Below are 12802 nucleotides of genomic sequence, written 5' to 3'. Positions count from 1 at the left end.
TGCAACATCACCGGTGTGTGCTGGATCGGCACCACGGCGCCCACGCACAGTTGGCCGGGGCAGGAGATGAATGGGAATTACCCTGCCCCACCGGCCGAGCGACCCTTCTCGGGATATGGACAGGGCATGATCACCAAGTTTCGGATAAATGAAGGCGCCGCCGTGAGCGAGTTCGGCATGGCGTGCCAGCGGATCATTCCGTGGCAGGGACACGAGGGCCAGGAGGAACCGCCGTTCGGCGGCATGGCCTGCTTCCTGCCGGCCGGCGCCTCCTCGGACCCCGACTGCCACGACCAGGACGAGGTCATGGTGATCCTCTCCGGTTCCGGAGCCATCGACCTCGCCGGCGAGAAGGGCGAGTTCACCACGGGTGACGTGGTCGTCCTGCCCCGCGACCAGGAGCACGTCGTGCACAACCCGGGACCGGACACCCTGACCTGGCTCTCGGTGTACTGGCCCCTGCACGAGCCGCGGCAGAAACCGCACGGAGAGGTGACCGCATGAGCGCTCCGGTCTGGATCACCGCCACCCCGCCCACGCCCAACGGCGACCTGCACGTCGGCCACCTCGCCGGTCCCTACGTCGCCGGCGACGTGCTGCGCCGCTTCCTCGCCGCCGACGGCGTCGACGTCCGCTACACCACCGGCCTCGACGACCATCAGAGCTACGTCCCCGTGCGCGGCGCGAAGGACGGCGGGCGCACCGGCGAGGAGGTCGCCGACGGCTACGGCGAGTCCATCGTCCGGGTCTGGCGGCAGGTGGAGGTGGGATTCGACCGGGTGGTGCGGCCGCGTAAGGAGGACGGCTACCTCTCCTACGTCCAGGACTTCCTGCGGCGGCTGTACGACGCCGGACACGTCGTCGCCCGCACCCGGCCGCTGCCGTACTGCGCCCCGTGCGGGCGCTGGCTGTACGAGGCGTACGTAACGGGCAAGTGCCCGCACTGCGGCTCCGCGTCCAACGGCAACGCCTGCGAACCGTGCGGCCGCCCCAACGACTGCGCCGATCTGGCCGACCCGCACTGCACTCTCTGCGGCACACCGGCCGAGGTCCGTGACGCCGCCCGGCTGTACTTCCCGCTGGCACCGCTCGCCGATCGTCTCGAGGCGTTCTGGACCCAGGTGGACATGCCGCCCCACCTGCGTTCCCTGTGTGACCGGATGCTCGCCGACGGACTGCCGGAGATCGCCGTGAGCCACCCCGGCGACTGGGGCGTGCCGGTGACCGTGCCCGGGTTCGAGGACCAGCGGGCCTACGTGTGGTTCGAGATGGCACCGGGCTACCTGTGGCAACTGCCCGAGCAGGAGCGGGAGAAGGGGCACTGGCCCGCCCCCGTGCAGTTCTTCGGCTTCGACAACGGCTACTTCCACGCGGTGCTGTTCCCCGCCCTGTTCGCCGCCGTGCACCCCGGGACGGCCCTGGCGAGCACCTTCGTGGTCAACGAGTTCTACCAGCTGGACAGACTGAAGTTCTCCACCAGCCGGCGGCACGCCATCTGGGCCCACGAGGCGCTCGCCGAGGCCGGATCGGACGTCCTGCGGCACCATGTGCTCGGCGACCGGCCCAACGGGCGCCAGACCAACTTCACCCGGGCCGGCCTCGAACAGACCCGGATGCTGCTGACCACACAGTGGAACGGGTGGCTGGACCGGTTGCTGGCGGCGATCGCCCGCGACAGTGACGGCCGGGTTCCCGAGGAGCGGCCCGAGGGGCATGCCTGGCAGCGGCTGCGGGCCCGTCTGCTGCGCACCGTGGACGATCTGCGCGAGGCGTACGGGGTGGAGGGCTTCGACCCGCGCCGCGCCGTAGCCCTCCTGGACGAGGTCGTCGCCTGTGCCAACGACTTCTGGTACGTCCACGAGCACGAGCGCCACCGTTCGCCGTCCGCCCACCGCGCCGCCCTGACCGCCCAACTGGCCGTAGCCGGCGCTCTGTCCGCGTGGGCCGCGCCCGTCATGCCGGCCGGCGCGGCAGGGCTTGCCGTGCTCCTGGGCGAGGACGCGGACCGCTCGGTCGACGCGGCCGCGCTGGTCGCGCCCCCGGCCGGCAGGCCGCTGACCGTGCCCGACCGCCCCGTCTTCGGTGACTGAGGCCATGGCAGGGGGGCGAAAGGCGGACACCTCCCCGGTACGCGTCGCCGTCGTCGGGCCCTTCAGTGGCCCACGGGCCGCCTGGGGCGAGCTGCTGACCCGAGCCGCCGCGGAGCACGGCGATCCGCGTGTCGTCTGGGAGTTCCACGACGACCGGGGTGACGCCGAACAGGCCGAACGCCTCGCGCGCGCCCTGGTGGCGGACCCGCGCTCCGACATACGCGCCGTCATCGGGCACTTCAACAGCCTGGGCGCCGCACGGGCCCTGCCCCTGTACCGGCAGGCCGCTCTCCCGGTGCTGCTGCCGCTGGCCACCGACCCGGACCTCCTCGCCTCCGGCGGCGGAGCGCTGCGCTGGTGCCCGCACGACTTGGGCCAGCCCGCGGCGATCCGCCGAGCCGCACAGGACCTCTCCGTCGGCATACCGGCCGTCGTGGACGACGGCAGCCCCTACGGCTGCCGTCTCGCCGGCCGGTTCGGCGCTCTGCAGCCGGACCCGGCCGGGCCGGGCGGGGCCCTCGTCGTCTGCGGGACCCACCACGGTGCGGCGGCCACCGCGCGCCGCCTGCGCATGGAGGGATACGGGGGACAGCTGTTCTTCACCGACGACTGCGCCGTACCGGAATTCGCCGCACTGCTCGGCGACGAGGCGCGCTCCGCCCGGGTGGTACGGCTGCGCGGCGGCGCGCATCTCCAGGTCGACGCGGCTTTCGCGGCGCTCGTCAAGGCCCTGCGCGCGGACCCGTCCGCCACCGGTGACCGGCTCCTCGCGGCCGTTCGCGCCGCCGCCGGCATCTCCTTCGACGCCGACGGCGATCCCGTGGACGCGGACGACGACGCCGGCTGGGAGGTCGTCCCGGTGTCCCTGCTCACGGCCCCGGCGGCCGACACTGCCACAGTGGCGTCACGACGAGCGGCGGGCAGCCTGGTCACGGGCTACGACGTCGTGGTCGTCGGAGCCGGTGTGGTGGGGTCCGCCACCGCGGCGGAACTGGCCGCGGCGGGCCTGCGCGTGGCTGTCGCCGACCCCGGCCCGGGTGCCGGGTCGGCCACCCGCTTCTCCGGGGGCCTGGTCCGGGCGTACGAACCGGACCCCGTCGTACGCGACCTGGCCGTGCGCAGCCACCGACTGCTGTGGGGCGCCGCGGCCCCGCCCCGGTCGACCGGTTTTCACCGCACCGGCTCGCTGGTGCTGCTCGGCCCGGACGACGTCGCCGAGGCCGAACGCGGCGTCGGCGAGCTGCACGCGGCGGGGATCGAGGCGGACCTGCTCTCGCCCGGCGAACTGGGCGAACGGTGGCCGGACCTGGCGGTGGACGGCGCCGCGGCCGCGGTGTGGGAACCGGGCGGCGGCTACGCCGACCCGGCCGGTACCGCCGCGCTGTATCTCACCCGGGCACTCAGGCACGGGGCCGTGCTGCTGCCCCCGGAGCCGGTGCACGCGCTGGAGCCGCACCGCAGGGGCGTGCGCGTGGGCACCCCGACGGGCTCGGTCACCGCCCGCTGCGTCGTGGTGGCCGCGGGCAGCGGCACCCCTGCCCTGCTCGGCGACCGGCTGCCACCCCGCCCCGGCAGCCCGGCCCCGCGCACCAAACGCATCCGGTACGCCTTCTTCCGCCAGCCCGGCCGGCCGCTGCCGGCGGTCAACGACCTGACCACCGGCGTATGGGGCCGCCCCCAGCTGGACGGGCCGTTCGCCGGCGGCCACCTGACCGGCAGGCCGGTCGACGAGTGGGACGTGCCGGCCACGGGCGGCGACACCGTCACCGACGAGCAGGTCGCCCACATCCGTGCCGGGGTCGTCCACCGATGGCCGTGGATCTCTCAAGTTCCTTATCTGGGCGGGCGGTTCGGCGCGGACTTGTACCATCCAGACGGGCCTTTCCTGGGCCTTCTTCCCGGTGAGTCCCCGGCCGTGGTGGCCGCTTGCTGGTCTGGAGCCGGTTTCAAGACGGCGCCGGGCGCCGCCGAAGAGGCGGCGGTCGCCGTGCGGTGCCTGCTGCGGTGGCAGGGCGCCACGCCGTGACCGCCCAGCCCCCGCACAGCGAAGGTGACACCTTGAGCACTTCCCCGCACCATCCCCTCGGCGACGAACTCCCGGTCACGGACCGGACGCGGCTGCGCCGCATGAAGGAGAAGGGCCGCACCGCCCGCGCGGACCTGGACGCCGTGCTCGCCGCCGGGTTCCTCTGCCACCTCGGCGCCGTAGTCGACGGCACACCCGTGGTGGTGCCCACCGTGTACGGCGCCACCGCCGACACGCTGTACGTGCACGGCTCCGTCGCCGCGCGCAGTCTGGCCGCGGCCCCGGAGCAGACCGTCTGCGTGACCGTCACCCACGTGGACGGGATCGTGCTGGCCCGGTCACTGTTCGAGCACAGCGTCAACTACCGCAGCGCCATGATCTACGGCGTCCCGCGCCTGGTCACCGACCCGGAGGAGACCCTGACCGGGCTGCGCCTGATCGTCGAGCAGGTACAGCCCGGTCAGTGGGACTACGCCCGCCGGCCGAGCCGCAAGGAACTGGCCGCGTCGGCGCTTGTGGCCCTCAGCCTGGAAGAGGCGTCGGTCAAGGTCCGCACCGGACCGCCGGACGACGGCGACAGCCCGGACGCCGACCTCGGCCTGTGGGCGGGCGTCGTGCCCCTGAGCCTGGTCAGGGGCACCCCGGTGCCCGACCCCGCGCTTGCGCCGGGCATTCCGCTGCCACGCCATCTCGGCTGACACCCCGACCGGGGTTGCGCTCCGCGCCTGCCCTCGAGTCGTAGAACGACGAATCAGAAAGGCGAACGCCATGTGCGGACTGACCGGTTGGGTCTCCTACGGACGGGACCTGCGAAGGGAGCAGGAAGCGGTCGCGGCCATGACCGCGACCATGGCCTGCCGTGGCCCGGACGACTCCGGCGTGTGGACCCGGCCGCACGTGGCTCTCGGCCACCGGCGGCTCGCCGTCATCGACATCGAGGGCGGCCGCCAGCCGATGTCCTTCGACACCGGCGGCGGCGAGGTCGCCCTGTCCTACACGGGTGAGATCTACAACTTCGTCGAGCTGCGCGACGAGCTGCGGCACCGTGGCCACACCTTCCGCACCCGCAGTGACACCGAGGTCGTCCTGCACGCCTACCTGGAGTGGGGCGAGGCGCTGGTCGAGCGGCTGAACGGGATGTACGCCCTCGTCGTCTGGGACGGCCGCACGGAACGGCTGCTGCTCGTCCGGGACCGCCTCGGTGTCAAGCCGCTGTACTACACCACCACCGAGGACGGGGTGCTCGTCGGCTCGGAGCCCAAGGCCATCCTCGCCCACCCCGACGTGGAGAAGGCCGTCGACCTCGACGGCCTGCGGGAGGCGTTCTCCTGGATCCGCACCCCCGGGCACGCCGTGTGGCGCGGCATGCGGGAGGTCCGTCCGGGCACCCTGGTCACCGTCGACCGCGCAGGGGTCCGCACCCACACCTACTGGAAGCTCGAGGCCACCGACCACACCGACGACACCGCCACCACAGTCTCCCGGGTGCGGGACCTGCTCGCCGACATCGTGCGCCGCCAGCTCGTCACCGACGTGCCGCGCTGCACCCTGCTCTCCGGCGGCCTGGACTCCAGTGCCATCACCGCGTTCGCCCAGCGGGAACTCGGCGACCGGGAACGCATCCGCAGTTTCTCCGTCGACTTCGAACGGCACACGGACAACTTCGCCTCCGACCCGTTCCGGGCGGACGCCGACGCCCCGTTCGCCAGGGAGACCGCCGCGCACTGCGGCACCGACCACGAGAACCTGGTGTTCGACGCCCAGAGCATGGCCGATCCTGCCGTACGGCGCGCGGTGGTGGCCGCCAAGGACCTGCCGGTCGGGTTCGGCGACGCCGACAACTCCCTCTACCTGCTGTTCAAGGCCATCAGGGAACGCTCCACCGTCGCCCTGTCCGGAGAGTCCGCCGACGAGGTGTTCGGCGGCTACAAGTGGCTGCACCAGCCCGAGGCCCAGCGCGCGGGCACGTTCCCCTGGGTCGACCACACGCATGTGACGAGCCCGCACACCGGCACCGGGGTGTTCGACAGCGGCCTGATGGCCGACCTCGACCTGCCCGGCTACATCCGGCAGCGCTACGCCGAGGCGGTCGCCGAGGCGCCCCGGCGGGAGGGGGAGGACGAGTTCGAGGCGCGGATGCGGCTGGTGTGCTATCTGCATCTGACGAGGTACCTCCGCATCCTGCTGGACCGCAAGGACCGGCTCAGCATGGCGGTCGGTCTCGAGGTCCGGGTGCCCTTCTGCGACCACCGGCTGGTCGAGTACGTCTTCAACACGCCGTGGTCGATGAAGACCTTCGACCATCGCGAGAAGAGCCTGCTGCGGGCGGCCTCCGCCGACCTGCTGCCCCGTTCGGTGGTGGAGCGCCGGAAGGCTCCCTACCCGTCCACCCGTGACCCGTTCTACACGGCCGCGCTCCAGCAGCAGGCCAAGGAGGTGCTCGCGGAGCGGGGCCACGCCGTGCACGCCCTCACCGACAAGGAGTGGGTGCAGCAGACGGTGGCCCGTTCCGCCGCCGACGTCGACGGCGCCACCCGTACGGGCCTGGAGCGCTGGCTCGACCTGGCCACCTGGCTGGAACTGCACAACCCCCGGCTGGTCCTGTCGGCCTGAGCCGGCCCGGGCGGCTCCCCGTACGGATGCCCCGCTCAGCGGGTCGTCAGTTCTGTTGCTCTTCCTCGGCGATACCGCCGGCCCCTGCGCGGCGCCCGACTGGGAACGGGTACCAGCGGTGGACGACAGCGGCAGTGGTGCCTTCGAGGCGCCGCACGGTTTCGGCGAGTTGGTGCGAGGAGAGGCCGAGTGCCTGAACGAACTGCGGTCGTTCTACCGGGAGTGTCCGAGGGCACCGTCTTCACGGATCTCACCCACGCCTTCCGGCCGGGGGCAGCCGCACTTCCCCGGCTTCGGTGACGAGCGGCGGGAAACCCTCTTCGAGGTGGAGCGCGGCGACGGCTTCGCCGTGCATCCGGCGGAGTGACCGGCCGTCACATCAGCGTCCCGGCCCCGGCGTCCGCCCTGCCCGCCCGGCGGACTGACTGCCCGTCACGTCAGCACCCCGGCCAGGGTCCCCGCCACCGTGAGCGCGAGGAAGGCCGCGCCCCAGACCATCGCGTGCCGTATGCGGCGGTACTTGATCCGGGCGGTGCGGGAGACGGTCTCCACCCGGGTCAGGTCCCGGGCCCGCGGTCCGGGCAGGCCGAGGAGGACGAGGGAGGGTGCGCACGCGGCGCAGCCGGCCCACACCAGGAGCTGCGGGACCACGGCGTACTGGCCGGGCACGATGACACCGCTGCCGATCGCGCCGAGCAGGGCGGCCAGCACCCCGCCCAGGGTCGCCAGCGTAAGGCCGGCCTTGCTGTCGGCCTTCACGAGTTCCTGGCGTGCCTCTCTCAGGCGAGCCTGCGCGGGTTCCGCCGCACGATCCGTGTCGGTCCGGCCTACGGGTGTCGTCATACGTCCCCCTGTTCGCTCGCTCGTGAGAGTCCCCGCCCGTGGCACCGTACGCACCGACCGCGGCGGAACGGCTTCTCCGAGTACCCCGGAACAGCGGTTCCACTGCCCTCGGCGTCAGTTGCCCCAGGTCTCGTACGGGTCGCGCGGTACCGCCACCGGCCTGGCCCGGGTGACCTCGACGTACGGGATCGGGCCGTCGTTGACCGGGTCCTTGGTCCGGCGGTGTGTGTAGCGGCCGGTGACCTCCAGCCAGGTGTCCGGGCGCAGGACCGGGGGGATGTCGCCGGTGAGGGCGATCTTGATCGGCTGGGCGTCCGCGGCGCAGCAGTTGAGGCCCATGCGGACCAGGTACGGGGCGCCCGCCCGGTCCAGGGTGACGAATCCGGTGATCTTCAGCTCGCGGTCACGGAGCGAACGGCCGTCGTCGTAGACGGCTCGGCCCGCGTAGTCGGCGACCCCGAGGCGGAGGGGGTCGCCGTCGGGCAGGGCCGGAAAGCCGAGGGGCTTCGTCAGGGCCGTGCCGGTGTGGGCGGCGCTGTAGGAGCCGAGGGCCGGTGGGGAGACCAGGATCAGGGCGAAGACCGGGAGGGTGAGGAGCCAGGAAACACGGGGTTCGTGGTGGTGGGCGCCCGGGGAGGTGCGGCGGCGGTCATACCAGAGGGTCGCTGCGGCCGTCGCGATCAGGACCGCGCCCGCCAGGAGGACCAGGGGGCGCAGGCCCTCCTTGACGTAGCGGAGGTAGAGGTCGGTCGTGCCGGCGTGCAGCAGGGTCGCGCCGAGCAGGAAGAGGAGGGCCGACTGGGCCTGGCGGTTCACAGCAGGACCGTTCCGGTCAGGGCCGACACGACGACGGCCAGGGCGAAGGTCGCGGGGGCGAAGCGCAGGGCGAAGGCGCGGCCGAAGGTGCCCGCCTGCATCGCGAAGAGCTTCAGGTCGATCATCGGCCCCACGACCAGGAACGTCAGACGGGCCGTCAGGGAGAACTGGGTGAGGGACGCCGCGACGAACGCGTCCGCCTCCGAGCAGATGGAGAGCAGGACGGCCAGGGCCGCGAGGACAAGGACCGACAGCACGGGGTGACCGGCCGCGAGTGCCAGCCACTGCGCCGGTACGACCGCCTTGAGTGTCGCCGCGGCCATCGCGCCGACCACGAGGAACCCGCCCGCGTGGGTCACGTCGTGGCGCACCGAGCCCCAGAAGGCCGCCCCCTTGCCCTGGCCCTCGTACGACGCCCGGGCCGGGGGCCGCAGCCAGTCCGCGCGGCCGACGCATTGCCAGAGCCAGCCCATCGCACAGGCCACCAGCAGGCTGGCGACGAAACGGGCCAGGACCATTTCGGGGTTGCCGGGGAACGCCACGGCCGTCGCCGTGAGCACGATCGGGTTGATGGCTGGCGCCGACAGGAGGAACGCCAGGGCCGCCGCCGGGGTGACTCCTCTGCGGACCAGGGCCCCGGCCACCGGTACCGAGGCACACTCGCAGCCCGGCAGCACCGCGCCCGCCGCGCTCGCGACCGGCACCGCCAGGGCCGGGCGCTTCGGCAGGGCCCGGGCGAAGAAGGAGGGCGGTACGAACACCGCGATCGCCGCCGAGAGCAGTACGCCGAGCACCAGGAACGGCAGCGCCTGGACCATGACCGCGACGAACACCGTCATCCAGCTCTGCATCATCGGCGCGGCCAGGGCCCCGCGAACCGGGCCCTGGAACATCACCGCCGTGAGCAGCAGGAGCGTCAGCAGGAGAGGGGAGGTGAGATGCCGGCCCTCCTCCTCCGCCCGGCGCTCCTCCGCCCGGTCCGCCCTGCTGTCCCCGCTCTCCCGCGGGGCGGTCTTCGTGGTGGCCACGGGCCCGGTACCTCCGGTGGTGCGCGAGGGTGGTGCGGCGAGGGCATTCCCCCTTCCCTCCCGATACGTACGAGCGGGGGCGACCGGCCGTTCACGCACCACCGTCCCCTTCTGGAACCAGCCGTATGGGCCGAGGGCCGGATGGTGCCGGCGGCGACGCGGCGGGGGTTGGCGGAGTTGCTGGGGCGGAGCCGGCGGGAGCGGGCCGGGGCGTGACGCCGAGCGGTGTCCCGCAGGGCTCGGCGTCACGAGGTCGACACCCCCCTTACCGCGTGGTGACGTTCTTCAAGTGCCGCTCCGCGAACTCCAGTTCCAGCCGCACCTGCTTGATCCGCTCGTCGACCACCAGCGATCCGTGCCCGGCGTCGTAGCGGTACACCTCGTGGACCGCGCCCCTCGCCTCCAGACGCTTGACGTAGTTCTCGATCTGGCGGATCGGGCAGCGCGGGTCGTTGACGCCGGCCGAGATGTAGACCGGGGCCTTGACCTCGTCGACGTAAGTGAGGGGGGACGACGCCTCGAAGCGGTCGGGGACCTCCTCGGGGGTACCGCCCAGGAGCGTGCGGTCCATCGCCTTCAGCGCTTCCATCTCGTCGTGGTACGCCGTGACGTAGTCGGCGACGGGCACGGCCGCGATGCCCAGTGCCCACGCTTCGGGCTGGACGCCGAGGCCGAGGAGGGTGAGGTAGCCGCCCCAGGAGCCGCCGGTGAGGACGAGGCGGTCGGGGTCGGCGAGGCCGGAGGTGACAGCCCATTCGCGGACCGCGGCGATGTCCTCCAGCTCGATGAGGCCCACGCGGTGCTTCAGGGCGTCCGTCCAGGCACGGCCGTAGCCCGTGGAACCGCGGTAGTTGACACGGATCACCGCGTAGCCGTGGTCGACCCAGGCCGCCGGGCCCGCCGCGAAGGAGTCGCTGTCGTGCCAGGTCGGGCCGCCGTGGATGTCGAAGACCGTGGGGAGCGGGCCGGTGGTGCCCTCCGGCTTCTGGACGAGGGCGTGGATACGGCCTCCCGGGCCCTCCACCCACACGTCCTCCACCGGCACCGAGCCGGGCGACTTCATGCCGGGCGGGTCGAGGACGACACCGCCCGTCGTGGAGCGGACCGCCGACGGCTCGGCCGCCGAGGACCACAGGTACTCCACGCTGCCGTCGGGCCGGGCCGTCGCCCCGGACACCGTGCCGGGCGGGGTCGCGATCTCCGTCAGGGCGCGGCTCGCCAGGTCGTAGCGGAACAGCTCGCTGCGGGCCTCGAAGCTGTGCGCGATGAGCAGACCGGTGCCGTCCGGGTACCACTCGGCGCTGACGTCGCCCGGCAGTTCCAGCGCCAGGTCCGACTGCCCGCCCGAGGCCACGTCCCACACCAGGGGCTCCCAGCGGCCGCGGCGCTGGTGGCCGATGAGCAGGCGGGTGTCGCCGTCGACGGGGGCGAAGCCGAGGACCTCCAGGCCCAGCTCGCGCGTGCCGCCCTCGGTGTCGTCGAGGTCGGCGACCGCCGTGCCGTCGGGGCGCAGGACGCGCAGCGCGGAGTGCATCGCGTCGCCGTGCTCGGTGTGCTCGATGGCGATGAGCGAGCCGTCGTGGGAGAGGTCGCCGACGCCGGCCGACTCGCGGTGGCGGTAGACCTCCACCGAGGCCTCGCCGCTGCGGACGAGGTGGATCGTCGTACCGTCCTCGTCCGTCGAGCGGCCCACCACCGCTGTGCGCCCGTCGCGGCCGAGGGCGAGGCCCGCCGGGTAGGAGGCGTCCAGGCCCTCGGCCGCCGGCTCGTCCGCACCGCCCGTGAAGGGCTGGCGGCGCCACACGCCGAACTCGTCGCCGTCCTTGTCGTCGAACCACCAGATCCACGCGCCGTCCGGCGACAGCACGCCGTCCGTGGTGCCGTTCGGCCGGTCCGTCACCTGGCGCTGCTCGCCCGTCGACCGGTCCCAGGCGTACAGCTCGTACGTCCCCGTCGCGTTCGACACGAACAGGGAGCGGTCCGGCGCGTCCTCCGCCCAGTCGGGCAGGGACACCCGAGGCGCCCGGAAGCGCTTCTCCCAGTCCGGCATCCGCTCCTGCTGTCCCGCCTGTACCGCCTGTACCGCTTGCTCGTGCTGGTCCCGCTGATCCCGCGCTTCGGACCCGTTGCTCTCAGTCATGGCCCCATACTGCCCGCCTCCGCCGACAACGCGCTGGCGAGACCCCCAGCCTGTGGATAACCTCCACCGGTCCCCCTTCCGAGCAGATCAGGAGTGACTGCCTCGCACTCCCCCACCACGGCCGACCGGAACCAGACGAACCGCGCCCACAGGGACGAGCGGATGCCACTGCACGCCGCCGGCGATTTCTACGGCCTCGACGCCTTCCGCGCCGGTCAGGGCCCCTGCGCGACATCGAGCGCCCCGAGGTCGACGAGGCCGTCGACCGCCCCACGAACCGCCGGCGGGCCGGGAGCACCGGGGCGAGCGGTACTGAGCGTCGGCGCCCTCCGGGACCGCCGCCTCGCCGACCCCGCGAGCGGGGCCTGCCCGCCGGCCCCGTACCGTGGGGGTGTGTACCGGTTTCTGCTGACGCCCCGATGGTGGGGAATCAACGTCTTCGTGCTGCTGTCCATCCCCTTCTGCATCTTCATGGGGTCCTGGCAGCTGGGCCGGTTCGAGGACCGCGTGCAGGACCACCGCACCGCGACCGAGCAGGTCGCCGAGGCCGGGCGCGAGGCGCCGCGGCCGCTCGGGCAGATGCTGCCGGTGACCAAGGCGACGTCGGGCAAGCCGGTCACCGCGACCGGGCGCTACGGCGAACAGCTGCTGGTGCCGGGACGGAAGCTCGACGGCAAACAGGGCTTCTACGTGCTGACGTTGCTGCGTACCGACTCGGGGGAGGCCCTGCCGGTCGTGCGGGGCTGGCTGCCCGGGACCGCCGGCACCGCGAAGGCGCCCGCGCCACCGGCCGGTGAGGTCACGGTGACCGGGGCGCTCCAGGCGTCCGAGACGCCCGGGGACAACGGGGTCAGTGCGCAGGGCGGGCTGCCGGCCGGGCAGACGGCGGCGATCAGTGCCGCGTCCCTGGTGAACCTGGTGCCGTACGACGTGTACGACGCCTGGGTCACACTGGCGAAGGGTGACGCGGGGATGAAGGCGGTGCCGGCTGCCGCGCCGCCGGACACGGGGCTGGATCTGAAGGCGTTCCAGAACCTGGGTTACACCGCCGAGTGGTTCGCCTTCGTGGGGTTTGTGATCTTCATGTGGTTCCGGCTGCTGCGGCGCGAGATCGAGTTCGCGCGGGACGCGGAGCTGGGGCTGGTGCCGGACGAGGAGCCCGCGGCCGTGGACGCGGGGGTCAAGTAAGCCGCGACCCGGGTGAGGCGGGCGGCTCAGCAGCCCGGCGGCTCGGAGCGCCTCCCCG

At 73.0% G+C, this 12802-nt stretch carries 11 protein-coding genes; 7 read left to right on the top strand and 4 right to left on the bottom strand.

What is annotated here, in order from left to right; all coding sequences use genetic code 11:
• Positions 1-126: 126 nt before the first annotated feature.
• From ACZ5TL_RS03070 to ACZ5TL_RS03045, 6 genes are all read left to right on the top strand, one after another.
• Positions 127-504 (top strand): cupin domain-containing protein, encoded by a 378-nt coding sequence (locus tag ACZ5TL_RS03070; RefSeq protein WP_468587002.1) that lies wholly within the window; start codon positions 127-129, stop codon positions 502-504.
• Positions 501-2090 carry a methionine--tRNA ligase gene (locus tag ACZ5TL_RS03065; protein WP_468587000.1) on the top strand — a complete coding sequence of 530 codons (1590 nt, stop codon included), beginning with the start codon at positions 501-503 and terminating at the stop codon, positions 2088-2090. The genes ACZ5TL_RS03070 and ACZ5TL_RS03065 overlap by 4 nt, the downstream gene beginning before the upstream one ends.
• Positions 2091-2094: 4 nt before the next feature.
• Entirely contained in the window at positions 2095-4116 is a 2022-nt protein-coding gene (locus ACZ5TL_RS03060; protein WP_468586998.1) for an FAD-dependent oxidoreductase, read from the top strand.
• 101 nt (positions 4117-4217) lie between these two features.
• Positions 4218-4814 carry a pyridoxamine 5'-phosphate oxidase family protein gene (locus tag ACZ5TL_RS03055; protein WP_468587094.1) on the top strand — a complete coding sequence of 199 codons (597 nt, stop codon included), beginning with the start codon at positions 4218-4220 and terminating at the stop codon, positions 4812-4814.
• A gap of 70 nt (positions 4815-4884) precedes the next feature.
• The gene (gene asnB, locus ACZ5TL_RS03050; RefSeq protein WP_468586996.1) at positions 4885-6729 is read left to right on the top strand and encodes an asparagine synthase (glutamine-hydrolyzing); all 1845 of its coding nucleotides are present in this window, start codon (positions 4885-4887) and stop codon (positions 6727-6729) included.
• A gap of 118 nt (positions 6730-6847) precedes the next feature.
• Positions 6848-7096 carry a hypothetical protein gene (locus tag ACZ5TL_RS03045; RefSeq protein ID WP_468586994.1) on the top strand — a complete coding sequence of 83 codons (249 nt, stop codon included), beginning with the start codon at positions 6848-6850 and terminating at the stop codon, positions 7094-7096.
• Positions 7097-7161: 65 nt separating this feature from the next.
• Here ACZ5TL_RS03045 and ACZ5TL_RS03040 read toward each other — a convergent pair whose 3' ends face one another.
• The 4 genes from ACZ5TL_RS03040 to ACZ5TL_RS03025 form a co-directional block, all read right to left on the bottom strand.
• Positions 7162-7572, bottom strand: coding sequence for a Pycsar system effector family protein (locus ACZ5TL_RS03040; protein ID WP_468586992.1), 411 nt, complete (start codon positions 7570-7572; stop codon positions 7162-7164).
• 114 nt (positions 7573-7686) lie between these two features.
• Entirely contained in the window at positions 7687-8388 is a 702-nt protein-coding gene (locus ACZ5TL_RS03035; protein ID WP_468586990.1) for a TIGR03943 family putative permease subunit, read from the bottom strand.
• Positions 8385-9416 (bottom strand): permease, encoded by a 1032-nt coding sequence (locus tag ACZ5TL_RS03030; RefSeq protein WP_468586988.1) that lies wholly within the window; start codon positions 9414-9416, stop codon positions 8385-8387. Before ACZ5TL_RS03030 ends, ACZ5TL_RS03035 begins: the two co-directional genes overlap by 4 nt.
• A gap of 265 nt (positions 9417-9681) precedes the next feature.
• Positions 9682-11556, bottom strand: coding sequence for a S9 family peptidase (locus tag ACZ5TL_RS03025; RefSeq protein WP_468586986.1), 1875 nt, complete (start codon positions 11554-11556; stop codon positions 9682-9684).
• A 393-nt stretch (positions 11557-11949) separates the two neighbouring features.
• Here ACZ5TL_RS03025 and ACZ5TL_RS03020 point away from each other — a divergent pair, with 393 nt between their 5' ends.
• Positions 11950-12744, top strand: a complete 795-nt coding sequence (locus ACZ5TL_RS03020; protein ID WP_468586984.1) for an SURF1 family protein — start codon at positions 11950-11952, stop codon at positions 12742-12744.
• Positions 12745-12802 lie beyond the last annotated feature (58 nt).

Source organism: Streptomyces sp. NPDC033136 (genome assembly GCF_055578235.1).
The sequence above is the reverse complement of the archived record's forward strand: the minus strand, read 5'-3'. Positions and strand labels throughout refer to the sequence as shown.